Source organism: Sulfitobacter sp. 1A12157 (assembly GCF_043557345.1).
Taxonomy (GTDB): Bacteria; Pseudomonadota; Alphaproteobacteria; order Rhodobacterales; family Rhodobacteraceae; genus Sulfitobacter.
In genome coordinates, this window is the sequence record NZ_JBIFFV010000008.1 from 1 (window position 1) to 26,209 (window position 26,209).

Below are 26,209 nucleotides of genomic sequence, written 5' to 3' on the forward strand. Positions count from 1 at the left end.
TGCCGTTTGGGGAGGACGGCAACCACCCCATCTCCTTGGTCAGTCCAAGGTGTCCGGTCGAAATGGGGGCCAGTTCACGCGGGCCATAGATCGGCGCTTCAAGGCCGCGTTTCAAACGTTTGCGCACTGTTTTGCGGTCACAGCCAACCTTCCACGCGATCGCAGAAATGCTGAGACCCTGTTTCTTCATCCCACATTTCCAAAGTAAGGCGCTGATTTCGCTGTCCTGACCATTATATTTCCTATATAAAACATGGTGTTGAAGGCTGCGAGGGGCGCGTTTCATGGATCACCCAGAGGGTGCGGGCTTGCAACGGGCAGATCGGGTGGATTTCGACCCTCGCGTGCGGCTGGAATTTCGCGGCACGCAGCTCAGTTCCGACGGCGGCCTTCTGGTGATGCGCGAGCTTGATGACGCGCTCGGGTTGTCCGATTTGGCGTCAGCGGCGCTGCGCGATACTCGCTCTGGCAAGAACACGGTCCATCGGCTCGACGGCCTGTCCCGGCAATCAGTCTTTGGGCGGCTGGCCGGATACGAGGATGTCAACGACGCCAACCGTCTCGCCTGCGATCCGGTCATGCGCCAAGTTGTCGGCGGCAGAGCGGTCGATGCACAAGCGGCCTCGGCATCGCAGATGGGACGGTTCGAGACCGAGACGCTGGCTCTGGCCGGGAACCGTGCCGCGCTGGCCGACCTGAACGGGCAATGGATCGACCGGTTCCATGACCGTAACGGGCTGAAGTACATCGTTCTGGACATGGACAGCTCGGTCAGCCCGACCCATGGCGACCAGGAAGGGTCCGCCTGGAATGGCCATTTCGACTGTAGCTGCTATCACCCCAACTTTCTGTTCAACCAGTTCGGGATGCTGGAACGCTGCGCCCTGCGCCATGGCAACGTCCACAGCGCCGATGGCTGGCGTGATGTTCTCGACCCCGTCATTGCGCGCTACGCGGAGCGCGACCTTGGTGACAGGTTCTTCCGGGCCGATGCTGCCTACGCGATCCCGGCGATCTATGAGCGATTGGAAGAAGCGCGGTTCTTCTACGCCATCCGGCTGCCCGCAAACGCGGTCCTCAAGGACAAGATCGCGCATCGGCTAACGCGCCCTGTCGGGCGGCCGTCACTGACCAAGGTCAAGCGGTTCTTCGAGGAATTCGAGTATCAGGCGGCGTCCTGGGACAAGGAACGCCGGGTGATCGCCAAGATCGAATGGCATCCGGGCGAACTGTTCCCGCGTGTCGGCTTCATCGTCACCAACCTGCCGATGGAGCCGGACTGGGTGGTGCGGTTCTACAACCAGCGCGGCACCGCCGAGCAGCACATCAAAGAGGGCAAATACGCCTTTCGCTGGACGCGGCTGTCGTGCCGGAAGTTCCGCGACAATGAGGTGCGGCTGCAACTGCACGCCCTGGCGTACAACCTGGCCACCTTCTTGCGCTGCATCGAGCTGCCCGAGGCCATGGCCGACTGGTCGTTGACCAGCCTGCAACTGAAGCTGATCAAGATCGGGGCACGTGTGGTCCGTCACGCCCGCACCATCACCTTCCAGCTGGCCGAGGTCGCTGTCACCGGCACGATGGTACGCGCCATCCTCGCCGCTATCCGCCGATTGCGAGCGCCACCGCTATGCGCATGATCGCGATCCACGCTCAAACTGAACGAAAGCGGCTGGACAGATCTGTCCGCTGCGCTGAAAAACGCCGCCCCTGGGCAAGGAAACAGCGGCTTCGCGGTCTGATCCGTCCAGATCCAGCAGTCTGCGCGACCGCAGGTGCCGCTTGCGGCAGAAAATCCTTGTCTAGCGCTCGGATACAGGCGATCTTCACCTCAAACGACACGCCACTTGGGGAATGCAGGAAGAAACGTGGTGACATGACCTTTCCGAGACGCTGGACCGCAGCGATGCTGTTCCTCGTGGCGCTTGCTTGCAGCGCCATCCTTCCACACCCGATGCTGGCACAGGAGGCCACGGCCTCCGAGCCCGCCCCAAGCAATCTCGACCTGCTCCTCGACGTCATCGAGAACGACGACAGCCGGGCGGCCCTCATCGACGAACTCCGCGCCGCGCAGAGCGAGGCCGACGCACCGGTCGACGACCAGATCGTCGAGACCCTCGCCGCCGATGGGGCCACCCCGCCCGAGGCGCTTTCGTTCAGCCGGCGCATCGCGCTGATCACTCAGGAGGCCGCGCAGGACATCGCCTCGGGCCTCGAAACCGCCTGGACCCAGATCATTCGCGCCCCGATGGTCTTCGAGGGCCTGAGCGGCGGCGAGGCCGGCGTGCTGCTCGAAGCCGCAAAGCAACTGGCCCTGATCATCGTCGTGACGGTGGCGGTGTTCCTCGCGCTGCGCTGGATGGGCAAATCGCTCTATGCCCGGATGGACGCCAAGGCCGAGGCCAGCGGCGCCCTGCGCACGACGCTGCTGTTCATCGCCTCCGCCCTGATCGACGCGCTGATCGTGATCGTCGCCTGGGCTGCCGGCTATCTCATCGCGACGCTGTTCCTTGGCAATTTCGGCGAGATCGGAATTCGCCAGACGCTCTATCTCAACGCCTTCCTGCTGGTCGAGCTGGCCAAGGTGGGCGTGCGCCTGATCGTGTCGCCGGCCTCGAGCAGCCTGCGTCCGCTGCCGATCTCCGACGGCTCCGCGAAATACCTCGGGTCGCGGCTCAATTTCATGGTCGGGATCGTGGGCTACGGCCAGTTGCTGATCGTGCCGATCCTCAACGCCAGCATCTCGGCCTCCGCGGGCCGCGCCGTCTCGGCGCTGATCGCGGTGATCGTGGTGGGGCTTGCGATCTGGATGGTGCTGCGCAACCGCCGACCGGTGGCCGACTGGCTCGAGCGCGGTGGCCGCAGCAAAGCCGACATGGTGCGCGAATCCCATCTCGAGGAACAGGGCGAACCGGTCGAGACCCCGGCCAGCGAAGAGTTCCCGATGGGCACGCCCGAAACGCCCAAGAAGAAGCGTGGCGGGCTTCAGGTGCTGGCGCGCAACTGGCACATCCCGGCCCTGATCTACCTGCTGGTGATGCTGGTGCTGGTGCTGGTCCAGCCCGGCGACGCCGCCTTCCTGTCGCTGATCAACTCCGGTCAGGTGCTTCTGTTGGCGATCCTCGGTGTGGCGGTCGCGGGGGTGATGACCCGGACCATGGTCAACGGCGTGCAGCTTCCCGACACCGTCAACGCCCGCCTGCCGGCGCTGCAGCGGCGGCTGAACACCTTCGTGCCGAAGGCGCTCTTCGTGCTGCGGCTGGTGATCTTCGCCCTCGTGGTGATCTTCGCCCTCAACGCCATCAGCGTGATCGACCTGAGGGCGTGGATGGCCGGCCAGTTCGGGCGCGAGTTCACCGCGACGGTGTTTTCGGTCGTGGCGGTCCTGCTCGTGTCCTTCGCGATCTGGGTCGGCATGACCTCGTGGGTCGATTATCGCCTGAACCCGGAATACGGCACCGTGGCGACCTCGCGCGAGCAGACGCTGCTGACGCTGCTGCGCAATGCCGCAACCATCGCGCTGGTCGTCATCACGCTGATGTTCGTGCTCTCCGAGATCGGTCTCGACATCGCGCCGTTGCTCGCCTCGGCCGGGGTGCTGGGCCTTGCCATCGGCTTCGGTGCGCAAAAACTGGTGCAGGACATCATCACCGGCATCTTCATCCAGTTCGAGAACGCGATGAACGTGGGCGACGTGGTCACCGCCGGCAGCACCACCGGCGTAGTCGAGAAGCTGACCATCCGCTCGGTGAGCCTGCGCGACGTCAGCGGCGCCTACCACCTGATCCCGTTCTCGTCGGTGGACATGGTCACGAACTTCATGCGCGAGTTCGGCTACTTCGTCTGCGACATGGGCGTGGCCTACCGCGAGAACATCGACGAGGTGAAGCAGGCCATGCTCGACGCCTTCGAGCAGCTGCGCGCCGATCCCGAGCAGGCGGCCAACATCATGGGCGATCTGGAGTGGTTCGGCATCAATGCCTTCGGCGACAGCGCCGTGGTGGTGCGGGCGCGGATCAAGTGCGTGCCGGGCACCCAGTGGGGGGTTGGACGGGCCTATAACGGTGTGCTGAAAGAGGTGTTCGACGCCCGCAACATCGAGATCCCCTTCCCGCACCAGACGATCTATCTGGGCGAGTCGAAATCGGGCGCGACCCAGTCCTTCCATGTCGTCGCGGAGGGCAGCGAGACCCCCGGCGACAACTGAGGACCTTCACAGGACAAGAAAAGGGGCCGCGCGGCGATGCTGCGCGGCCCTTTCTCATTGATCACGACCGACGCCCCGCCGCATGGCAGCGCGGCAGCCGCGCTTACTGGATCGAGATCTCGACCCGCTGGCTTTCGCCGGTGCTGCCGGGGATCCGCAGGAAGTAGCGCCCGGGCTTGATGGCCAGGAAGTCGATCTCCATCGTGCCGGCCTCGTCGAACTCGACGCTCTCGAGCCCGAAGGGCCGGATCTCGAGCCCGTTCACCACGACCTCGTTGACCCAGATCGCCCGGAAGAAGCCCGTAAAGGTGTTTGGTTAATGTCGGTTCATATCATGGATCAAAACGATCTCCCTCAGTCTCTTCACCTGTCTGTCCCCCTGTCGGTCTCCATTGGGAGCATCAGGCCTGTGTCCCGCGACAGCGCCAATTCCGAATATTTAAGGTTCGGAATTAGCCCTCCCGCTTATGGCTGGGGATTTTTCAAACGGCGGTTTAGGGTAGATTACGTCCGGCGGTTGCATCCCGAAGTCAGCGCTGGAGGGAAGTCGCCTCACGACATTCGGATTACCTTACTGTGATACCAATCGAACCCGTTCGATTTGAGGCCAAGGGGAGAGCCCGCGTACAGGCACCAGCGATCTACACCTACCTTGCCGTACTTCTTTAGATAGGTAGCGTAGGCGTATGCCATGTCGAGATCCACGTTGTCTACCAGCCAAGTTTTCAACTTCCGATTCCCACGTTTCGTTAAGTACGCGCGTCTTCCATCAAAAGCGGCGGATGGGCTATGTTTTATAACTATGAGACCACGCTTTTTCGCAATGGTTCCCTGCTCTCTCGAAAGCCAGCCGTACCAAATAAGCAAAAACGGCAAAACAAGGTCATTGCTTAAACCGCGTGCGGTAAGTTCTCCGTTCAGAGGGGGCATGAATTACTCCTATTTTGGGAGCGTCCTGCTAACCGATGTAGAGCAGCTTGTCGAGCATGATCGGAGCAAAACATTGGCAGGCGCTGCGCATACGGAAACATACTTGCTTTTTCGCAGGAATTTGGTTGAGGTTCGGAAGGCTGCGGCTCTGTCGCAGGCAGGACTTGCGAAAATGCTAGGAAAGCCGCCCTCCTACGTAGCGAAATATGAGCTAGGAGAACGTCGCTTAGATGTGGTTGAAATGTGTGTCATACTTAAGTGTATCGGCATGGAGCCGCATCAGTTTCTACAGCCGATTTTTGAAGACGCCCCTACAACCTTACGCTGAAGCAATTTTAAGTTCGTCCAAAGCGTGCAAATTTGTGTTTCGCCACGGCGTGAGCTTGTGCCGACCTCTGCAAGACGTCTTCCCGGCCTAGATTTGAACATTCAATTGCAAAGTTTTCCAAGGACGAACCTTGCAATTGGCGCCACTTCACATTGTTCTTGACGGTGAAAGTATATGCTATTGTAGCGACCCTGCACCCAGTAGTAGTATGCGGATGCGATCTTTCTATCTTTCCACCCCTTTCAGTCGAATGGCCACTAGAGCAACCCCTTCTTTTGCATAAGGGCTACGAACTTACGAGAGTTAGTAGGTCTGTTGCCTTTCACGATCTCGCCGTCTTCCAAGTTGAATCCGTAATCGACCAGGACTTCGAAGAACTCGCGAACTATCTCTATTTCTTCATTAGAATTGTGTCCTATCGTGACGATAGCATTTCCTTCGCTCCCGTCGATAGCACCGTTAGTTTTCTTCATTTTAGTTACGAAGCTATCCAGCAAACGCATCTGCGTAAGCGCTTTGCTACGATCTGCCACAATGTCCCGGAACATGCTTTTGAGGCGCGGGGTAAGCAAGGCCGCCATTATTTCTTCCTCATCAGAGGAAAATGAAGCGTTAGCGCTCCGTGTAACCTCTTTTGGGGCCGCTTCCTCGGCGAATGCCCTGATGAGCGCTTTCAGGTCATCGGTGTTGTAGATAGATTGGGCCTTCGGTCCGCCCTGCAATCCGAGGAGCTCGATCCTTTCTGCAACCGAAGCGAAAGTTACAGAACCATTTTCTTCGATGATCTTCTTACAGGCGGCCACGATATTCTTAACGGCTCTGACCCGACGGGGCGATTTTCCGTTGCTGATCTCTGAAGCAATGGCGTGCGCTTTGACGAAATCACCCATGTGCAATAATCCCAGACTGTCGTTGGTTGGCGGCAGTTTCTGAGCGAACAGCTTGCTCGTAGGCGTCGTAGTCACCGACAATAACTACCTGTCTCGCCGCACGGGTGATGGCCGTGTAGATCAAGCTGCGCTCGACGAAGGAAGTCCGTGTCGAGCTGAAAAGCGGAACAATCACTCGATCCCATTGACTGCCCTGGCTTTTGTGAACCGTCAGACAATAGGCTAAGTCGATATTCTCGATATCATCAGCACCCAAAGAGACAATATTACCTTCAAAGTTAGCCAAGTCTGGCTTCAAAAGACGTCCCAGGGAGCCGTTCCTAAGATCTCTACCCTGATCAGTGCTCAAGTAAACGATGGGGTCTCCGACCCTGATGGTTACGCTCCCGGTCATTAATTCTCTGGCAGATCGTAGCGATGACATGAACCTGTTGATGTTGTTGACGCCTCCCTCGCCGCCTTTGACCGGTGCGATGATCTGCATATCGTCTTTGCTGCAGCCAGCCTTGACGAAATCCTTACCAATCTCCAAGATAGCTTCCGGTGCTTGGTTCTGGTTTACTTGCAAATGCTGAACACCGTCCTTCACGCCAGTGTAGCGCTCCAGATCATCCAAGACGCCATATCGAATGTTCTTCGCAATCGCTGGGATGCCGGTCATTTCGTCCTGACGATGGACCTTATCGAGTACTACTTTTTGAATCCCGGGATATTCAAACAGATCGCAAAAAGGGGCTCCGAAGCCGATTGGGGGCAGTTGAGCGGGATCACCAATGAGGCAAACTCGCGCCTTTGCTCCAATTCTCAATATTCTATAGAGGTCCGGCAAATCGACCATGCTGGCTTCGTCGATTAGGATAAGGTTGGCCTCCTCAAGTTCCCTACCCGCGTGATTTCTTGTGAAGCTTGCAATAGTGCTCGATGGGTAGCCGGTGGCTTCGGTAATGCGTTTCGCAGCGCGACCGGAGAGAGCCATCAAATGGATCTTCAAGCCACACGCCTCGGCAAGCTCACAGACGGCTCTTAGGACACTGGTTTTGCCACTGCCAGCATATCCTGCGAAAACGTTGAATCGATGCTTCAGTGCGCTTCTGACGGCCTTGAGTTGCATTTGTGTGAACCCGAAGCCCTGCTGGCACTCGATCTTTCGAATATGCCGGCTAAAATATTCTTTCGGCATTATAACGCTGTCAAAGAGATTTTCCTGGGCGACCTGCAAGGTGCGGGCTTGGCAAAGGATATACTGTTCCATGACCGCAGCACCGAAGGGTTGCAGCCCATCATCGTTGTAAATGGCACCGTGATTATCGACACAAGCAGTTATTGCTTCAGCACCGAGCTGTTGCCCCAGAAACGCTACTAAGCGTTCTCCTGCATATTCCACAGATGTCCATGTATGACCTTGGTTCAGCCGACCATACAAAAAGTACTCGCAGGCAGCGCAAAGGCGTTTCGGATCGCTTGGGCTAATACCCATGCTCTGGCCAATGGCATCGACCTTTTTCCAGTCCAGCCAGCTAATCAGAAGATAGGGGTTCGCCTGTAGGCTCTTGGCTCCCAGCTGGCCCCAGGCTTTGACGACTTTACTGCCAAGCCATTTATCCACACCGAGGGCATCGAGATACATCGCGAGCTCGGCACCTGCCGCTGCATCACTGAAACTTTCGAAAAGGGCAATTGCGGTATCCGCCGGTATCAGATCGAGTATACCAGCATCACGATTTACAATCGCATCACGAAGTCCAACTCCAAACCTTTCAACCAGTTTGGAAGCGCGAACGTATCCGATGCCGTGGAACATCTGCTCCTCTGCAAGGAAGCGAATAATGTTGGCCTTGGAGCTTTGCTCAAACAAATGTTCACCAAACACAAATTCGTTTTGCGCGTTGGTCCGCCTCCCTGCTTCTGAACCTAGCTGGGACAGCGCGGGCCAATTATCAATGGGACTGTTTTCTCGCTTCGTTACGAGCCGATCCCCCTCCATCGAATGACCCCCCCCACCATTTCCATCAACTGATGCGAAGGCAACGTCGCTCCGGACACAAAACTTCGTGCCCACTCGGATCATAGCTTCACCCTACGACCAGTCGGGACAACTACATCCAAGATTGTATTACTCGCCAGCAACTTCCGTTTAAGCTCTTCATTCTCAGCGGTCTTGTTCGCAAGGCGCTCCCGAAGTGCATTTATTTCTCGGTCTTTTCTTGCCAATTTGGATTCGAGCGCAGTGGGATCACCCTGGCTTTCGTCGCTGTCAGAATGTTGGTAGATATTCCTTGATTTCAATAGCACATTCTCGATCAGCGCTAGCTCAGCCTTTAATTGATTGTTGCTACTGAATAATGACCGAGAAAATCCACACTCCAGTGCGATCTCACTTCTATTCAACATCCCTCGTCGCACGTAGCGGTCAAGGGTTCCTTCTCTAACCTTTTCCTCTACCCACGACTGGAAGTTTCGGACTGCCTCAATCGATATCTGTGCAGTACTTTTTCTTTTAGCGGCCATAGTCAATTCCGATAGAATCACTTTGGTCTGAAACAGCATCGATATCGTCTCCAACGAGTTGGATAGCTCGGCCTACCAGGGTTTCAAATGAACTTAGGCCACCGATCTCTTCGAGCATCAGCCTGCCGGACATAAGGTCATCCGTTTCTTTTGCCCCATATAATTCGGTCATCATGATCGTTAGCCGGTTGCCGGCCCTGAGCAACTCATCGTCTGACAGCTTAAGGAGCAATCGTTTCAGGCCATTTTTCTCCGCCATCCGCTCAAGCAATATGCCCTTCCGAAATCTCGCGTTGGAATCAGGAAGTTGCGGGAAAAATTCAAGAGCTTGCGATGCCCACTCAACGCTCTCGAAAATCGATGATTCAGACACGCGCGCCTCAAGCTCACGAGGATCCAGCTTAGTGACGAGCGCTGTTTTTTCAAAGCCTCTTTCATCTTGTTCGTTCATCAAATCAAGACTCGAATAGATGTTTGCAATGCGTGTCCCCAAAGAAGCTATGCGTTCTTCGAGTTCGATAGTAACTTTATCGAGAAAGTCCTGCTCTTTGCGAGCCGCTCTATTATTTCCCCGCGCACGTGCATCTTTCACACGCCGGTAGATTTCTTCTTGCTGCTCACTTCGCTGCCGGATCGAATAGAGTAGTGTGTTCGCGAGGGTCACTTGTCCTGCGAGGAATGCGGGTCCCGTAATATAAAATCGGCAAAGTGCGCAGTTAAACCCGTCAGGGCGAATCCTCTCATAAGAGACGACCCCGGTTTCGAGGTCCTTACGCTCAAACCCCTGTTCGCACAAAGTTTTTCCGGAGGTGCAGATGCCGTCAATGTCGATATGCCATAGGCCTGGATCACCGCTCGGGAACTTGTCGTGTCCGTCGCCCATTCCTACGAGGTTCTCGCTGAGCAGCTCATCCGAAGTTTCGCAAAGCCTGTCGAAGAACTCGTCCTCATCAGATTCGGCGAGATTCTTAGAAGCTTCCGCGATTACCTCATGAATCTTTCTCGGACCAAGCTTAGTATAGTAAAGGGTCATTACCAGAGTTTGGTGGCCGGAAAGAAACTCAGCCAGTACATGAAGTGGCACACCAGCCTCAATGAAATGCGTGATATTGCTTACGCGGAGGGAATGAAGCGTGAACTCCGTCCTGAGGTTCTCTTTGCCGTCAATCCAGACAAGCTGAACAGGTGTTCCTTCACACTCGAGGCGCGACTGAACTTCCTGTAACAATCTAAGCCAAAGACGGTTAATTTCGGGCCTCGTAGGAAGGTCCCATCGGCGCGACCCCTTCCGGATATCACGAAACATGAACGTGTAGGATTCGAGCTGATCAACTTGCGAACCCTGGTACTTCCAGTCCTTCCCGGACAATTGACTTCTGTTGATTAATACATCAACTGGATTATACTTTTCCTGAAAAAGCCGCTGAGCAGCAAGAATTTCCATCAGTTTAGAATCGTGGAAAGGTATCTCATACCCTTTTTGTGCATGAATTTGTTCTTTGTTCGTGTTCACGAACACGCCGCAGAACTCTGTGCCAGGCGTCGCTCCCACGAACCGTCGAGCGTATCCCAACTTTCTTCCCTTCTGAGCGAGGGGATGCTTGTTCTTTGAAAGTTTCCCTTCCAGCGAAACGACACAATCATCGGCTTCTCCGCTGTCCAGCATGACTGCTTGTGCAGTTCGAATGGGCAGAGACAAGATCAGAAACAGAAGATTACTGATTGTGGGGACGAATAAGTTCTCTTCGGCTCCACGGTATCCGATTTTTACGTATTGATCCTCAAGCTTCCTAGCGAAGGAGTAATCATCTTCGACAATGATTTTTTTGGCCATTTCAATTATACGGCGAGGTAAAACTGGCTTATTCGACTTTCCTCGCTCCCGGGCATACTTATCAGGAAACCTTTTTTTATCGCTTTCGTTCAGGGGGGAAATCAAAGTTTGCCCAGTTTCATCGAGCCATGCATCACTACAATGCGCAAAAAAATCAACCAGATTTCGGACAATCCTTGATTTCGCATGCGGCATACATCCATGCCCCTTTAGGTACCCAAAGAAGGCGTCAGGAACGCCTCTCTGCTTCGGTTGCACAAAGTGCCGGCGATTGAGCTCCTGAGGCTTATTATCGGCTAAACCATTCGATGCCATCCATTCGCATAGGAATACGATATCATTATAAAGCGTCGAAATTTTTGCCGCGGTGCTTGAAGTGATCCAATCTTCAATGGCTCCTACCCATTCGCTTCTTACCGAATCCTGAAGCACCGCTAGCTTCACATTAAGGTGGGACTTCATTGTTTGAATAGGGTCAACGAGTTGTGTCACTTCGACACTAGCGTTAAATACGCCAGTCCTTGGAGCGCTACGGATGTTACTGCTAACGCTCAGATGGTTTGCAAAAGGCTCATTCCCGTCTTCAGCCGGGCATTTTGACGCAAGCAACTGTAGAAAACGCGCGGTGTCATAAAACGCATCTCTATAGAGACCGGCGTCCAAGATACCCTTTGATATGTACTTATCGACAGCTTTTGTATAGGATGCGCAATCAGGGACACGCACGCTTGAAAAGATAAACCTATATCTAGCGCCAGCCCCCTTCATTCGATTTCTTACAGCGCTACAATCCTCACGATACCATCGATAAAACTTTTCGTAGGGTTGGCCATAGATGTTAGCCTTTTCTTGCGCGTGCCAACTAGGAGTTTCTTTCGATCTCGGTGCCACCATAGGCAGGAGAACGCAATCAGCGTTCAGGTAATGCTCGATGACCTCCAACAGCGTCTTTCGAATGACTGCCTTGACCTCAGTATGGACGTCGAGTTCATCTCTATTCGATACCTCTTCCAGAACCTCCTCCCAAAATCCAAGAGTCTTAACCTTACTCGAATTTTTAAAATATCTATTCCATAGGAAGGTTCTGGAACTAACTTTGTAGAACGACTTATCGCCATCCTTCGCGAGTTCCTGTCTCACCAGTTCGTTTGCGCGCGCCCAGCCTTTAGCGCTCTCGTCTACAAAAAGCCGACTTTTGCTGAGGTTTATTTTTGCTATGCCAATAACTTTAACAGACGCAGTTACATGCCTATATTCGGTCACGATTCGCCCCCAAGACTTGCGGCGTAAATATGCCGGCCGGATCACTTTTATATCTTCCACCAATCAAGTCAGGGATCTCGAGAGCTGGGAGGTCTGAATATTTACCGTCTTTCTGAATGCGCATACGCTTCGCAGCGTCTTGCAGTTCTGCGTTTACCACATCGTCACTTGGCCGAGTATATACCTTCTGGCTTTCAATGCTTAAATGATGCATTGCCTCCTGTATATGGAGCGGTGATAACTTCATCGATACAAGCGTTTGGCCGTAGCTGTGCCTAAAAGCATGCAGGTTGGTATCATTGGACTTGGACTGTTCGATACCCGCCTTCTTCATTGCGACTTTGAAGGAATCCTTTAGACCCTGTATTGTCCAGGGCTCCCCGTAATAGCGGGCATCAGTGGATACGAACAAATACGGATGTGCTGGGTTCGAAGGGTAAATATGGCGTCTATATTCCCAGAATGCCTTGTAGAACAGTTCATGAAAGTAGGGTAGGAGGAACAGCGGTGACCGATTTCTTGCAGCATCTGTAATTAGGAACGTCTTCCAACCTGCGCGCTGAGTTCCCGTAATCATATTCCTGGGAAGAAGAGCGTATTGGTCCCTAAGAATATCAACCCTCCTAGCCCCCTTTCGATCTAAGCCGTGCTCAGGATGGTACATCCAAATTCTATCGGGATGGATGTCTTCAAAGAATATATGAAAAAGCTCTGATTGCCTTAGCCCACCTCCAGCCATTAAGATAATCGCCATCAACAAATTTAAATTGAATTCGCTTGCCAGTGTAGGGTTCCCGAGTTTGTCGTAAAAATCTGGTATTGACCTGCTTCGGCGACATCCGACCTGCAGAAGGTTCAACAAAGCCTGAGGGTCAAATCCTGCACATTTACGGATGACACCGATGGATCGGCCACCATAGCTGCGCTCGCCGGACCTTTGCCTAGGCGTTCCAACATGAAATAGAATCGACCTTATTTTTCTATTCTCGAGGGCCCGCGAATCGATAGAGGCTTGAATAAAACGGGTTGGAATAATGGTTTCTTCGGCGGTCAGGTCTGTGAGGGCGTTAAGAAACACCCGCAGGTGGGCTTTCCGGACGGCATACACCTCGGGACTGCAAGGCTGCCAACGTAGCCCTGTAAGGTCAGAGCCGTCCTGAAGCACTGTTCCCCTTAGGAGGGCAAGAAGAAAGTTTCGGACAAGCTTGTGCTTACTTATACCTTCTTTGAAATCGTCGACTTCCGAGGCTTTGAAAAAATCGTAAAAAAGACCGATCGTTTTCGCGACCGCCATTCGCCAACTGTGACTTAGTGAGCTATAGCGATCATCATGAAAGAACTCGTAGGCTTCTCTTAGAAAAAAGCCTTCTTCTTCTGATACGATGATAACAGGGACATGCTCCGAAGCCAAACGTGGCGAAGGCAATGATCGTATGAGGTGGTAGGTGACTGAACGCGGCATTTCATCCCACCTTCCCCTCGTGTTCGAGTAAGAAAGTAGGCTACCCCATACATGTTGTCCATCAATATCTTTGCTTTGTTCTCAAGTCGGTGAAGGGCAGTTAGCATTGCGGTATAAAAAAAGCTCAGAGAATGGCCAGTCGCAGCAAAAGCGGTTCGTGCCGCGATTACCGACTCGAACCTAAAAAAGTGCCTAAAATCTAAGTTTTGGTGGGGGCAGAGAGACTCGAACTCTCACTGGTGTTATCCAACTGGAACCTAAATCCAGCGCGTCTACCAATTCCGCCATGCCCCCAAACTGATGTGGTATAAAAAGTAGCTACCTATAGCCCCCTATATGAACCCCCACGCCATAGGCGCCAGAACCTAAATCTGGTGCGTCTACCAATTCCGCCACACCCGCACTGCACCAACTGGTGCCCGCGCTGATTAGCAAACCCGCGCGGCAGATGCGAGAGCAAAAAAGCACAAGACATTAACCGGATGTTTGCATATGGTTGGTGATACCTGAGGCAGGTACAATAGAAAGAGACGCCCATGAAACCGAATACGGTCGGGTGCGTAGGCGGCAATGATCGCCATGGGGGGCAGTTTTCCCCATTCGCTGCGCTGGACACCGGTCTTGTGCAGGGCGCCCTTATTTTGACGCTGGATGGTGAAATCCCGGTCGAGTATCTCTCGGTCGGGGATCGGGTCATCACGCGCGACAGTGGCTTTGCGAAAATCCTTCATATTCAACGCACAACCCGCAGCGTGCGGCGCATCGCGCTGGCGGCGGGTTCACTGGGCCACACGCGGCCCGAGCGCGACGTTGCGCTCGCCGGGGATCAGATGGTGCTGGTGCGCGATTGGCGCGCGCGGGCGCTTTTCAATTCCGAACGCGCCTTGGTCGCGGCGCGGGCCTTGGTCGACGATGAATTCATCACCGATCTGGGAGAGGAAGAGACAACCCTGATCCAGATATTCTGCGACGGCCCGCATGTGATCTATGCCGATGGGCTGGAGCTTGGCACCGCCGATGCCGCCCGCGCCCGCGGCGCGGTGTTGCACGCGGCCTAAACCCCCAAGTCCCGCAGCACCTGTGGCATCAGGTCGGGCAGGTCTTCGGCAATCAGCCCCGGCCCATGCAGGAGCGCTGCCTCGGCATGTATCCATGCCGCGGTGGCGGCCGCTTCGACAGGCGCGATCCCCCGCGCGAGAAGCCCGGTGATAAGCCCTGCCAAGACATCGCCCGCCCCAGCGGTGGCCAGCCAAGGGGTCGCGCGGTCTTGGGTCGCGCTATGGCGCCGCAGCTCCCCCTCGGGCGTGGCGATGATCGTTTTCGGGCCTTTCAACAGGATCACGCAGCCGAACCGTGCGGCGGCCTCTCGCGCGGCCTGCGCCTTGGCCCCCTCCTCATCGGCCTTTGCCGCCTCGGCCAAATCCGGGGCCAGCCGCGCGAACTCCCCCATATGGGGTGTCAAAACGCAGTTGTCGTGCAGAGCGTCGCGTAGATCGGCATCTTGCGACAGCAGGGTGATCGCATCGGCGTCCAAGACGACAGGCGACGCGGCGAGGGCGGCTTTGACAAGCCCTGCCGCGCGCGCGCCAAGGCCCAAAGCGGGCCCGAGGCAGAGCGCCTTGATCCGGCGGTCTTCAAGCGCTTCGGACAAGGCCGCGCCATCCGCTATCCGTTGCAGCATGACCGCCGTGAGCTGCGTCGCCGCTTCAAGCTGCGCGGCGGGTGGCACGCCCAAGGTCACGGCCCCTGCCCCGATCCGCAGCGCCCCGCGCGCCGCCATACGCGCGGCACCGGTCTGACCCGGCCCGCCGGATAGGACGAGCGCATGGCCGTGGTCATACTTATGCCCCGGCTCTTTGCGCAGCACATCGAGGTTCAGGTTCTCGCGGGTGATCTCGGAAATACGCATGCAAAGGGATTTAGCAACTGCCGCCCAAAGGTACAGCCCGGAGGCGATTCACGAATGCTTATTTATTAGGCGCATTGCGCAAATTTTCAGCGCCTCTTGGCAAATGCATCCGCCGCGCCATGTTACCCCCTGCCCGGCGCTGGACGTTACGCGGGCGGGATGCTCTGTCGAAACCAGAGCATAAATGCGCGGGAATTGTCAGGGGATTACCATGAAAAAGATCGAAGCCATCATCAAGCCGTTCAAACTCGACGAAGTCAAAGAAGCCCTCCAAGATGTGGGCGTTCAAGGCCTCAGCGTGATTGAAGTGAAAGGCTTCGGCCGCCAGAAAGGCCATACCGAGCTCTATCGCGGTGCGGAATATGTGGTAGATTTCCTTCCCAAAGTGAAGGTTGAAGTGGTATTGGATGACGATCAGGTCGATGCCGCTATCGAGGCCATCGTCGACGCCGCCAAGACGGAGAAAATCGGTGACGGCAAAATCTTCGTTTCCCCTGTTGAACAAACAATTCGCATCCGTACCGGTGAATCCGGTTCAGACGCGCTTTGACAACGGCCCTCGGGCCTAGACTACGAATAGACCATAAAGGACCTACACGATGGATACCCAGGAATTCCTGAGCAAAATCAAAGATGAAGGCATCGAATATGTCGACATCCGCTTTACCGACACCCGCGGCGCCTTGCAGCACGTTACCATCGTGAGCGATCTGGTCGACGAAGACTTCCTTGAAGAAGGCTTCATGTTCGACGGCTCCTCCATCGCAGGTTGGAAAAGCATCGAAGCCTCCGACATGAAGCTGATGCCCGATGTCAGCACCGCCTATGTCGACCCCTTCTATGCCGAAACCACGATCTGCCTCCATTGCTCCATCGTTGAGCCCGACACCGGCGAAAGCTATGAGCGTGACCCCCGCGGCACCGCTGAGAAGGCCGAGGCCTATCTGCGGTCTTCGGGCATCGGCGACAACGCCTACTTTGGCCCCGAGGCCGAGTTCTTCCTCTTCGACAACGTCAAGTTCTCGAACGAAGTCAACAAGGTATCCTACGAAGTTGACGCATCCGACGGTTCGTGGAACACCGACACCGACTATGAAATGGGCAACATGGGCCACCGCCCGGGCCTCAAAGGCGGCTACTTCCCGGTGAACCCCGTGGACGAAGCGCAAGACCTGCGCGCCGAGATGCTTTCGACCATGAAGCGCCTTGGCATGAAGGTCGACAAGCACCACCATGAGGTTGCCTCCTGCCAGCACGAGCTGGGCCTGATCTTCGGTGAGCTGACCAAACAGGCGGATGAAATCCAGAAATACAAATACGTGATCCACAACGTGGCCCACGCCTATGGCAAATCGGCGACCTTCATGCCCAAGCCGATCTTTGGCGACAACGGCTCTGGCATGCACGTCAACATGTCAATCTGGAAAGACGGCAAGCCGTTGTTTGCGGGCGACAAATACGCCGACCTCAGCCAAGAAGCGCTGTGGTTCATCGGCGGCATTCTGGCCCACGCCAAATCGCTCAACGCATTCACCAACCCGACGACCAACAGCTACAAGCGTCTGATCCCGGGTTTCGAAGCGCCGGTCCTGCGCGCCTACTCTGCGCGTAACCGTTCGGGCTGCGTGCGTATCCCATGGACCGAAAGCCCCAAGGCCAAGCGCGTCGAGGCCCGTTTCCCCGATCCGGCGGCGAACCCCTATCTGGCGTTCTCGGCGCTCTTGATGGCTGGCCTTGACGGCATCAAGAACAAGATCGACCCGGGCGAGGCGATGGACAAGAACCTTTATGACCTGCCCGCGGAAGAGCTGGCGGACATCCCGACAGTGGCCGGTTCGCTGCGCGAAGCGCTCGACGAGCTGTCCAAGGACATGGACTACCTGCTGGCCGGTGACGTGTTCACCCGTGACCAGATCGAAGGCTACATCGGGCTGAAGATGGAAGAGGTTCTGAAATTCGAACAGACCCCGCATCCGATCGAATTCGGCATGTACTACAGCTGCTGATCGGCCATCCGCCCCCCGGGGCGTGAGAGGAAATCGAAAGGGCGCGGCGCATTCCGCGCCCTTTTGCATGGCACCCCCCGGAACGGAGCCAGACTTGCCGCGTTTGCTTGGCAGAGCGGTAAGTAAGGGGTGCGCATCATGGCCAATGATTCAACGGCGCTGACAGATGTTGTTGATGAATTGAAAGACGCCTCCGAAGGGAAAGACACCGTCGACGTTGGCCAGTTGATCGACGCGCTTGACCAGCGCGGCTATGGCCCCGCCCTTGCCGTTTTGCCGTTGATAGAGCTTACCCCCCTTGGCGGCATTCCTGGCTTTCCAACCGCGCTGGCCCTTTTGGTGGGGACCATCGCGCTGCGGATGCTGCTGGGGTATGAGCATTTCTGGGCGCCGAGCTGGCTGCGCAAACGCAGCATGGATTCCGACAAGGTACTGAAGTCTGTCGAATGGCTGCGGCCCGTCTCGCAATGGATCGACGACAAACTCCAAGCTCGGCTCTCGCGTATCGCAGGCCCCGCCGGTCAGAAGGTCGCCTGCGTCGTCATCCTTGCCCTGTGCTTTGCCGTTCCCCCGCTTGAAGTGGTGCCCTTCGCCACCTCCGCGCCGATGATCGTGATATCCATCTTCGGGCTGGCGCTGCTCTATCGTGACGGGCTGCTGATGCTGCTGGGCTTCATCGGCGCCGGTATCGCGGCTTTTGCCGGGGTGTCTTATTTTCTGGGCGGCTGACCGCCCCGCGCCGCACCATCGCCATAAAAGAGCCACAGCGCTTAAGCAATCTTTACCATGACCCTGCGAAGGAAGCGGATAGATGGCGATGTCCACGACGACCTTTAACGAGCGGCTGCACCGCATCGAACAGCGCGCCAAACAGGCGCGCGGCAAGCAGCGCCGTGCCAAGCGCAGCCGGAAAGGGCTGATGTTTCTGGTAACCGTCGGCCTGCTGTTCGGCGGGGCAAGCTTTGCCCAAGACAGCGCCCCGCAGGTCAATCTCTGGGCCGGCACCGCCTTTGAATATCTCCGCGCCCTTCTGCCGCGCTAAGGGACAAAGTTTTTCCCTTTCCGTCGCCAAGTGAGTTGAACCGTTGCCCATATGGGCTAACCTTTGCTCGGCACACAGACGCAGAGGGTCAATCTCATGTTCAAAACACTTTTCACCACCACCGCGGCCATCTGCACCTTCATGGCCGCGCCCACTCTGGCCGCCCAATGCGGCAACACGGCCAATGGCTTTGACGCGTGGAAAGGTGCCTTCGCCCAAGAGGCCCGCGCCGCAGGCGTCGGCCAGCGCGGTTTGGATGCCTTGGCAAGCGCACGCTACGCCAATGGCACCATATCCGCCGACCGGAACCAAAAGTCCTTCAAATACTCCCTGTCTAAATTCATGCAGGTGCGCGGCGCGGATACGATTGTGGCCCAAGGCCGCAAGCGCAAAGCGCGCAATGCCGGGCTTTATAACGCGCTTGAGCAGCGCTACGGCGTGCCTGCGGGTGTTTTGCTGGCGATCCACGGGATGGAGACAGGCTTTGGCGGGTTCATGGGCAATAGCGGTGTTGTCTCGGCCATCACCACGCTGGCCTACGACTGCCGCCGCTCGGACTTTTTCGTGCCCCATGCCATCGGCGCGTTGAAACTGGTCGACCGCGGCGCCATCACCTCGAACACCCAAGGGGCCAAACATGGGGAGTTGGGCCATACGCAATTCCTGCCGGGCAATGCGCTGACATATGGCGTAGACGGCAACGGTGACGGCCGGGTGGACTTCTATAACGAAGTCGACGCGCTGGCCTCGACCGCCAATTTCCTGCGCCAGAAAGGCTGGCAGCCGGGGGCGGGCTATCAAGAGGGTCAGCCGAACTTCCGCGTCATTCAGGCGTGGAACGCGGCGGGCGTATACCAAAAGGCAATCGCCATCATGGCGAGCCGCATCGACGGCTAAGATCACACTTAAACTTTGTTAAGCGGCGGCGCGTCCCAATCGGGGCGCGCCGCTTGCTTTTGTGCAAGGGGCACGCCTTTGCGCCCCATTTTACCCCCGCAAGCCAAGGGGTTCCCAGCAATCTTTTACCCCGCCCGGGGAACCGCGCGCGGCGTCAGTCGTTGGACCGTAGATAAGCAAATTGCTGCACACGAATGGAGGGACCCATGCACGGAATTTTCTACCTCATCGGCCTGATCGTGGTCGTTCTCGCGATCCTGAATCTCGTATTTTAAAGGAGGTCACCATGCCCGACAACAACACCACACAGTCTCAAAGCGCCGCCGCCAAAGAGCAGGCTGCCGCTGCGAAAGACAAGGCAGCCGCTGCCGCAAGCAGCGCTGCTGACACCGCCAAGGCGCACGCCCGCGACGTGGCTGATACCGTCTCTGCCGAAGCGACAAACTACGCCTACCAAGCGCGCGACACTGCCGCTGACGAGGTGAAAGGCGTGGCTTCCGCACTGCGCACCGCGGCCGATGAGCTGCGCAGCGGCTCCCCGCAGGAACGCAGCTTTAGCCAGTTGGCCGACGGTCTTGCCGATGTCTCTGACACCATGCGCGACAAAGACTTGGGCGAAATGATGAGCGACCTGAACGGTTTCGCCAAGCGTAACCCGCTGGTCTTTCTCGGTGGCGCGGCCCTGTTGGGCTTCGTGGCGACCCGTTTCGCCAAAGCCTCCAGCGATCGGCCACAGGGCGGCTATGCCGGCTCCGGCGTCGAATATGACGATGACGACCGCATTGATCGCCCGATGACCGGCACGCCGCCCACAGGTGCTGCCAGCACCGTGCCGGGCCGCACCGCCGCTCAGCCGACAACACAGCCTGCCGCGCCCAACGTCGTAACAGGAGAGAAAGCATGACCACCGAAAGCAATAAATCCGCCGGGAGCCTGCTGACCGAAGCACTCTCCCACGTCAGTTCGCTGATGCGCAAAGAGGTCGATCTGGCCCGCGCCGAGGTGAACGAGAACCTGAAACATGCGGGCGTGGCCATTGGCCTGATCGTCGGCGCCGTGGTTGTGGCCCTGACCGCTCTCAATGTGCTGAGCGCCGCTCTGGTTGCTGCCCTGACCGAAGCTGGCATTGCCGCTGGTTGGTCTGCCGTGATCGTCGGCGTTCTGCTGGCCATCGTCGCCTATGTGATGGTCCAGAAAGGCACCAACGATCTGAAGCTTAACAGCCTTGCGCCGACCCGCACCGTTAAAAACGTCAAGCGTGACGCAGAGACCATGAAGGAGGTCTACGATGACAAATGACTCCAGAAACCCCGAAGAAATTGAACGCGAAATCGAACGGGAGCGCGCCGGTCTGGCCAATACGCTGGACGATTTGCAAGACCGCTTTTCGGTCGAAGGCATCGCGCGCCAGTTTTCCGACCAGTTCCGCGAACATGGCGGCGACTGGGGGCGCTCCATCTCTGACGCGGCCAAGCGCAACCCGGTTGCGCTGGCGCTGACCGGCGCGGGTCTTGCGTGGATGATGTTCGGCAGCGGCAACAGCCGTGACCGCCGGGGCTACGAAGGGCTGGACCGCGACCGCGCACATCCCGTGCCGGTGCCGGTCACCGATATTGAAAACCGCCCCGCCCTGCGCGACGCCCGCCGTTCCTCGGCCCCGGCGAGCCCCTATGCGTCCAGCTATGGCTCCGAACGTGGCGCGGGTGACAATGTGCCCGCATGGGCCCGTGACGTGCATCATGACGACGATGAGGGTCGCGGCCTTGGTGACCGTGCCCGTTCGGCCGCAAGCAGCGTGAAAGGGGCCGCAGGCTCCGCCGCAAGCGGCGTGTCCGGGGCCGCAGGCTCTGCCGCCGGGAGCGTCAAAGGCGCTGCAAGCTCGGCTGCCGGTCGTGCCCGCTCTGCCGGGTCGTCGGTCGCCAGTGGTGCCCGCTATGCCCGGGACCGCGCGTCCTATGGCACACGCTCTGCCGTCGACAGCATCCGCAGCACCGCCAGCGGCGCCGCCCATAGCGTGCGTGACAGCGCCAATGCCGCCAACGAGCGTGCCCATGCGCTGCGGGACCGCCTGTCGGAAGGCACCGAGAACATGACCGCCGAAGCGCGTGAACGTATCGTGATGGCCCGTGCCCGCGCTGTGGACGCGTGGAATGCCGGTGGCCGCTATGCCCGCCAGGGCGGTGAGCGTGCGGCGGATATGTTTGACGAGCATCCGATGGTCGCCGGTGCGCTGGCCCTCGCCGTGGGTGCCGCGATCGGTGCCGCCCTGCCCCGCAGCCGCACCGAGGACGCCTATCTGGGCGAGCATAGCGACGCGCTCTTTAACGAAGCCGAGCGTATCTACGCGGAAGAGCGTGACAAGCTCAGCAAGGTCGCCAAGGCCGCGACGGATGAAGCGAGCAAGGTCTTGAAAGAGACCAAGGCCAATGCCGATGCCGCCGCCGACGAAGAGACCGCTGCCGATGCCGCCGTCAAGAAGGCGAAGGAGAGCGGTCAGCGCGTGGCGGATGCCGCAAAAAAGGAAGCCGACAAGCAAAAGCTCGGTGACGTGAAGAACTAAGCCAAGCCTAGGCCCGCTCCCGACCTCGGGGGCGGGCATATTTTACGCCTCAAGTTAAAATTCGAAGGACCAGATATGGCGCGCGGACGGAAAGCGGAAACGCCGATGGAAATACCGGCCCCCGGATGGAAAGACATCCTATTACGGGTCAAGGATGAGATCGCCGCCGATCACGTGTCGCTTGTCGCCGCCGGTGTCGCTTTTTACGCGCTGCTGGCGATTTTCCCTGCCGTGACCGCCCTGATGGCCCTCGCCGGGCTGGTGATGGAGCCCGCGCAGGTTACCGCGCAGCTTGAATCCCTCACCAACCTCATTCCCGAAGAAGCCGCCACGATCATCCTTGACCAAGCCGTCGCCGTGACCGGGTCGGAAGAGACAGGTCTCGGCTGGGCCTTCCTGATTGGTCTGGCACTCGCGCTCTACTCCGCCTCAAAGGGTGTGGGCAGTCTGATGGAGGGGCTGAACGTCGCCTATGACGAAGATGAGACACGCGGTTTCATTTCCAAACTCATCTGGACGCTGGGCCTCACCCTTATGTTGATTGGGGTGCTGCTTTTGGGTCTTTCGGCCACACTGGCCGTGCCTGCCGTGGTCGCCTTCTTCGCCCTGCCGGATTGGTTTGAGACGCTGCTCACCTATGGCAGTTGGGTGCTGCTCGCAGCACTCACCACGCTCGCGCTGGCGGTGCTCTACCGTTATGGCCCCGCCCGTGACGATGCGGAATGGAAATGGCTCACCCCCGGTTCCATCATCGCCTGTATCCTGTGGATCGTAGCCTCCGTCGGCTTCTCGATCTACGTCAGCAATTTCGGCAGCTACAACGAGAGTTTCGGCAGCATGGCCGGGGCGATCATCTTGCTCATGTGGCTGTGGATCTCAGCTTTCATCGTGCTTTTGGGGGCTGAGTTCAACTCCGAGATGGAGGCCCAGACCCGCAAGGACAGCACCACCGGTCCGGATGAGCCGATGGGCCAACGCGACGCGGTCAAGGCCGACAGGCTGGGCCGCGCGAAGGGAAAGTAGGAGAGGTCTCATGGCACCGCGCGCACTTTGGAAAGGTCAACTTCGCCTCTCGCTGGTGTCGATTCCGGTCGAAATATTCTCGGCCACCAAGACCAATTCCAAAGTCTCCTTCCGGCAAATTCACAAACCCTCGGGCAAGCGGGTGCGCTATGAGAAATCCGTGCCCGGCATCGGCCCGGTCAAGGCTGAGGATATCGTCAAAGGCTATGAGGTCGGCAGCGACGAATATATCCTGCTCGACCCCGATGAGGTGGATGAGATCAAGCTGGAGACGAAAAAGACCTTCGAGTTGGTGCAATTTGTCGATGCCTGCGAAATCTCTCCGCTCTATTTCGACAAACCCTATTACATCACCGCCTCCGACGATCTGGCCCAAGACGCCTACCGCGTGGTGCGCGACGCGCTGCGCCAAGCGGGCAAGGTCGGTCTGGGGCAAGTGACCATGCGGGGCAAGGAATATCTGGCCTGCGTCAAACCCTGCGGCGACGGGCTGTTGATGGAGACGCTGCACTATGCCGATGAGTTGCGCGAGGCGGATGAGATTTTCACCGATATCGAGGACGACAAGACCGACAAGGAACTGCTGGAGGTTGCGACCTCGCTGATCGACAAGAAAACCGCGCCCTTCGACGCCTCCGCCTATACCGACAAATACGCCGAAGCGATGCAAAAGCTGTTGGATGCGAAGGTGAAGAACAAAAAGACCCCGCGCGTGCAGACCGGGGATGACAGCGCCGCCGAGGGCGAGAATGTGATCGACCTTATGGGCGCGCTGAAAGAGAGCCTGAAAGAAGCGGGGGGTGGGAAATCCAGCGCCAAGAAAAAGGCGCCGCGTAAGAAAGCATCGTGATGGCCAAATCCCCCGACAGGCTGGCCAGCTACAACGCCAAACGCGATTTCGACGCGACAGCCGAGCCGCGCGGCCAGATCGGCAGCGGTGCGGGGCAAAGTTTTGTCGTTCAGAAACACGATGCCACCCGCCTACACTATGATTTCCGCCTTGAATGGGAAGGGGTGCTGCTGAGTTGGGCCGTGACCAAAGGCCCCTCCCCCGACCCGTCGGAAAAGCGCCTTGCCGTGCGGACCGAGGACCACCCGCTCGACTACGGCGGGTTCGAGGGGACGATCCCCAAGGGGCAATATGGAGGCGGTACGGTGATGCTCTGGGACCGGGGTACATGGATGCCGCAGGTCGATGTGGCCAAGGGGCTGAAAGACGGCAAACTCAAGTTCACGCTGCAGGGCCAGCACATGCAGGGCGGTTGGACGCTGGTGCGGATGCGGGGCCGGGAAAAGCGAGAGAACTGGCTTCTGATCAAGGAACGTGACGACTATGCCCGCGATCTGCCCGATGGGCTGACCAAAGGCACCGCCCGGTCGATCACCACGGGCCGCACCATGGCCGAGATCGCCAAGGACGCCCCCGCCAAAAAGGTCGCCGACCCGCGCCCCAAACGCAAAGGCAAGAACCCCGCTTTCGTCAAACCCCAGCTTGCCACCCTCGTCGCCGACGCGCCCGAGGGGGACGGCTGGATGCATGAGACGAAGTTCGACGGCTACCGCTGTCTGGTGTCCCTCGGCAAGGACGGCACGCGGCTATTTACCCGCTCAGGCAAGGATTGGACCGTTAAGTTCGGCGCGCTTCGGGCCGCCTTCGATCTGCTGCCCTGCGACCGGGCGCTGTTGGACGGAGAGGTCATGGCGGCCAAGATCAACGGCTCGGCCTTCTCCTCGTTGCAAAAGGCGCTGAAAGAGGGGCATCCGCTGGTCTTTTACGCCTTCGATCTGCTGGCGCTCGACGGGGAGGATTTTCGCGCCGCGCCGCAGATGGACCGCCGCGCCCGTCTGGCGCAGTTGCTATCCGGCGTCCCCGCAGGCGGGCCGCTGCGGCTGAGCGAACATGTCGTCGGCCATGGCCCCGAAGTCTTCGACCGCGCCTGCAAAGCCGGGGCCGAGGGGATCATCTCCAAACGCATCGACGCGCCCTATGCTGGCAGGCGCAGCAAAAGCTGGCTCAAGGTCAAATGCACCCGGCGACAGGAATTCGTCATCATCGGCTATTCCCCCTCCGACAAAAAGGGCCGGGCCTTTGCCTCGCTCCTGCTGGGCAGCCATGAGGGCGGGGAATTGCGCTACAAGGGCCGCGTCGGCACGGGGTTTTCCGAGGCGGTGATGGCCGACCTCGCCCGCGCCATGACCGCCCGCAAGACCCCGCCCGCGAGCGATGTGCCAACGGAGGTGGCGCGCGATGCCAAATGGGTCCGCGCCGATCTGGTGGCCGAGGTCGATTTTGCCGAATTTACCGCCGATGGCGTGATCCGCCACGGCAGTTTTCTGGGCCTGCGCGAGGATAAGAACGCGAGCAACGTGACCATGGAGGAACCGCAGGAGGAGCCGGAAATGGGCGATGGCAGCAAGATCGGCGGCGTGCAGATCAGCAACGCCGACCGCAGAGTCTTCCCCGATGCGGGCTGCACCAAAGGCGATGTGGCGCGGCATTACCAACGCGTTGGCGAGCGAATGATCGACCTCATGGGCCACCGCCCGCTGTCGCTCTTCCGCTGCCCCTCGGGGATCGACGGGCAATGTTTCTTTCAGAAGCACGACAGCGGCGGGATGCCCGACGCGCTGTCACGAGTCTCAATCAAGGAAAGCGATGGCGAGGCGGCGGATTACCTCTATGCCACGCGCCCCGACAGCCTGATCGCGGCGGCGCAGATGGGCAGTCTGGAATATCACATCTGGGGCGCGCGAGTAGATCGGTTGGACCGCCCCGACCGGCTGGTTTTTGACCTCGACCCCGATGAAGGGCTGGATTGGGCCGATGTCCGCGCGGCGGCCTTTGAGCTGCGCGATGCGCTGGCGGGCCTCGGCCTGCGATCGGGGGTGATCGTCACCGGCGGCAAGGGCGTGCATGTCTGGCTGGCCCTGCGCCGGACGCGCGGTTGGGAAACGGTCAAACTTTTCGCCAAGACCTTTGCCCATGTCATGGCCGCGCAAGACCCCGACCGCTATATCGCGACCATGTCCAAGGCCAAGCGCAAGGGCCGGATTTTCATCGACTGGCTGCGCAATGAACGCGGCGCCACGGCCATCGCGCCCTATTCCCTGCGCGCGCGTCCCGCTGCGCCGGTCGCCGTGCCGGTGACATGGGAGGAGTTGGAAACGCTCGACAGCGCGAATGGCTTTCACATGGGCGATATGGCCGCGCGGCTAGATCAGCCCTGCCCGGCGCTGGCGGTGCAGGAGGATCTGCAATCGCTGACCGATGGGGTGATCGACAGGTTGCAGGAATGGTCTGAAAGGTGATGCAAGATTGGCCGCGAGGGTGCGCGGCCAATCCGGTTTCC

Annotated in this window: 21 protein-coding genes, 1 tRNA gene and 2 pseudogenes; 15 read left to right on the top strand and 9 right to left on the bottom strand. The window is 58.2% G+C overall.

All coding sequences use genetic code 11. From position 1 onward, the window contains the following. A pseudogene (locus tag ACGYLC_RS13615) lies at window positions 1–190 on the bottom strand (hypothetical protein); the annotation flags it as partial. Window positions 191–284: 94 nt separating this feature from the next. On the opposite strand from ACGYLC_RS13615, the gene ACGYLC_RS13620 reads away from it, so the two are divergent. Together ACGYLC_RS13620 and ACGYLC_RS13625 are read left to right on the top strand one after the other, a co-directional pair. Next, window positions 285–1,640, top strand: coding sequence for an IS1380-like element IS1247 family transposase (locus ACGYLC_RS13620; protein WP_394423350.1), 1,356 nt, complete (start codon window positions 285–287; stop codon window positions 1,638–1,640). 236 nt (window positions 1,641–1,876) lie between these two features. Continuing rightward, window positions 1,877–4,207, top strand: a complete 2,331-nt coding sequence (locus ACGYLC_RS13625; RefSeq protein ID WP_394423351.1) for a mechanosensitive ion channel domain-containing protein — start codon at window positions 1,877–1,879, stop codon at window positions 4,205–4,207. A gap of 103 nt (window positions 4,208–4,310) precedes the next feature. Here ACGYLC_RS13625 and ACGYLC_RS13630 read toward each other — a convergent pair. Further along, window positions 4,311–4,505, bottom strand: a pseudogene (locus ACGYLC_RS13630) (hypothetical protein); the annotation flags it as partial. 630 nt (window positions 4,506–5,135) lie between these two features. Here ACGYLC_RS13630 and ACGYLC_RS13635 point away from each other — a divergent pair. Next, complete coding sequence (locus tag ACGYLC_RS13635) at window positions 5,136–5,465, top strand: helix-turn-helix domain-containing protein (protein ID WP_394423352.1); 330 nt, start codon at window positions 5,136–5,138, stop codon at window positions 5,463–5,465. Window positions 5,466–5,722: 257 nt separating this feature from the next. Here ACGYLC_RS13635 and gmtX read toward each other — a convergent pair whose 3' ends face one another. The 6 genes from gmtX to ACGYLC_RS13665 form a co-directional block, all read right to left on the bottom strand. Further along, window positions 5,723–6,355 (bottom strand): gamma-mobile-trio protein GmtX, encoded by a 633-nt coding sequence (gene gmtX, locus ACGYLC_RS13640; RefSeq protein WP_394423353.1) that lies wholly within the window; start codon window positions 6,353–6,355, stop codon window positions 5,723–5,725. Further along, window positions 6,348–8,339: an AAA family ATPase gene (locus ACGYLC_RS13645; protein WP_394423354.1), complete on the bottom strand. Its 1,992-nt coding sequence runs from the start codon at window positions 8,337–8,339 to the stop codon at window positions 6,348–6,350. Before ACGYLC_RS13645 ends, gmtX begins: the two co-directional genes overlap by 8 nt. 80 nt (window positions 8,340–8,419) lie before the next feature. Next, window positions 8,420–8,863, bottom strand: a complete 444-nt coding sequence (locus ACGYLC_RS13650) for a hypothetical protein (RefSeq protein WP_394423355.1) — start codon at window positions 8,861–8,863, stop codon at window positions 8,420–8,422. Continuing rightward, window positions 8,853–11,960, bottom strand: coding sequence for a VPA1269 family protein (locus tag ACGYLC_RS13655; RefSeq protein WP_394423356.1), 3,108 nt, complete (start codon window positions 11,958–11,960; stop codon window positions 8,853–8,855). Before ACGYLC_RS13655 ends, ACGYLC_RS13650 begins: the two co-directional genes overlap by 11 nt. After that, the gene (locus ACGYLC_RS13660) at window positions 11,947–13,422 is read right to left on the bottom strand and encodes a tyrosine-type recombinase/integrase (RefSeq protein ID WP_394423357.1); all 1,476 of its coding nucleotides are present in this window, start codon (window positions 13,420–13,422) and stop codon (window positions 11,947–11,949) included. Before ACGYLC_RS13660 ends, ACGYLC_RS13655 begins: the two co-directional genes overlap by 14 nt. Window positions 13,423–13,629: 207 nt before the next feature. Continuing rightward, a tRNA-Leu gene (locus tag ACGYLC_RS13665) sits at window positions 13,630–13,716 on the bottom strand. A gap of 242 nt (window positions 13,717–13,958) precedes the next feature. Between ACGYLC_RS13665 and ACGYLC_RS13670 the strand changes: the two genes are divergently transcribed. Next, the gene (locus tag ACGYLC_RS13670) at window positions 13,959–14,480 is read left to right on the top strand and encodes a Hint domain-containing protein (RefSeq protein WP_394400606.1); all 522 of its coding nucleotides are present in this window, start codon (window positions 13,959–13,961) and stop codon (window positions 14,478–14,480) included. On the opposite strand, the gene ACGYLC_RS13675 is transcribed toward ACGYLC_RS13670, so the two are convergent. After that, on the bottom strand, window positions 14,477–15,331 hold the full coding sequence (locus tag ACGYLC_RS13675; protein ID WP_394423358.1) for an NAD(P)H-hydrate dehydratase: 855 nt from the start codon (window positions 15,329–15,331) through the stop codon (window positions 14,477–14,479). The two genes, ACGYLC_RS13670 and ACGYLC_RS13675, sit on opposite strands and share 4 nt — an antisense overlap. 211 nt (window positions 15,332–15,542) lie before the next feature. On the opposite strand from ACGYLC_RS13675, the gene ACGYLC_RS13680 reads away from it, so the two are divergent. From ACGYLC_RS13680 to ligD, 11 genes are all read left to right on the top strand, one after another. Further along, a complete protein-coding gene (locus ACGYLC_RS13680) occupies window positions 15,543–15,881 on the top strand; it encodes a P-II family nitrogen regulator (protein WP_067266338.1) in 339 nt (112 codons plus the stop codon). A 49-nt stretch (window positions 15,882–15,930) separates the two neighbouring features. Next, window positions 15,931–17,337, top strand: coding sequence for a type I glutamate--ammonia ligase (gene glnA, locus ACGYLC_RS13685; RefSeq protein WP_394400602.1), 1,407 nt, complete (start codon window positions 15,931–15,933; stop codon window positions 17,335–17,337). A gap of 138 nt (window positions 17,338–17,475) precedes the next feature. Next, window positions 17,476–18,066 (top strand): exopolysaccharide biosynthesis protein, encoded by a 591-nt coding sequence (locus tag ACGYLC_RS13690; protein WP_394423359.1) that lies wholly within the window; start codon window positions 17,476–17,478, stop codon window positions 18,064–18,066. Between the two features lie 82 nt (window positions 18,067–18,148). Continuing rightward, window positions 18,149–18,379, top strand: a complete 231-nt coding sequence (locus tag ACGYLC_RS13695) for a hypothetical protein (protein ID WP_394423360.1) — start codon at window positions 18,149–18,151, stop codon at window positions 18,377–18,379. A gap of 96 nt (window positions 18,380–18,475) precedes the next feature. Next, window positions 18,476–19,276, top strand: a complete 801-nt coding sequence (locus tag ACGYLC_RS13700; RefSeq protein WP_394423361.1) for a lytic transglycosylase domain-containing protein — start codon at window positions 18,476–18,478, stop codon at window positions 19,274–19,276. A 286-nt stretch (window positions 19,277–19,562) separates the two neighbouring features. Beyond that, complete coding sequence (locus ACGYLC_RS13705) at window positions 19,563–20,180, top strand: hypothetical protein (protein ID WP_394423362.1); 618 nt, start codon at window positions 19,563–19,565, stop codon at window positions 20,178–20,180. Next, window positions 20,177–20,575, top strand: coding sequence for a phage holin family protein (locus ACGYLC_RS13710; RefSeq protein WP_394400587.1), 399 nt, complete (start codon window positions 20,177–20,179; stop codon window positions 20,573–20,575). The genes ACGYLC_RS13705 and ACGYLC_RS13710 overlap by 4 nt, the downstream gene beginning before the upstream one ends. After that, window positions 20,565–21,836, top strand: a complete 1,272-nt coding sequence (locus ACGYLC_RS13715) for a DUF3618 domain-containing protein (protein ID WP_394423363.1) — start codon at window positions 20,565–20,567, stop codon at window positions 21,834–21,836. Before ACGYLC_RS13710 ends, ACGYLC_RS13715 begins: the two co-directional genes overlap by 11 nt. 75 nt (window positions 21,837–21,911) lie before the next feature. After that, the gene (locus tag ACGYLC_RS13720; protein ID WP_394423364.1) at window positions 21,912–22,859 is read left to right on the top strand and encodes a YihY/virulence factor BrkB family protein; all 948 of its coding nucleotides are present in this window, start codon (window positions 21,912–21,914) and stop codon (window positions 22,857–22,859) included. A gap of 10 nt (window positions 22,860–22,869) precedes the next feature. After that, the gene (locus ACGYLC_RS13725) at window positions 22,870–23,709 is read left to right on the top strand and encodes a Ku protein (protein ID WP_394423365.1); all 840 of its coding nucleotides are present in this window, start codon (window positions 22,870–22,872) and stop codon (window positions 23,707–23,709) included. Beyond that, window positions 23,709–26,168, top strand: a complete 2,460-nt coding sequence (gene ligD / locus ACGYLC_RS13730) for a DNA ligase D (protein ID WP_394423366.1) — start codon at window positions 23,709–23,711, stop codon at window positions 26,166–26,168. Before ACGYLC_RS13725 ends, ligD begins: the two co-directional genes overlap by 1 nt. The last annotated feature ends 41 nt before the right edge of the window (window positions 26,169–26,209 follow it).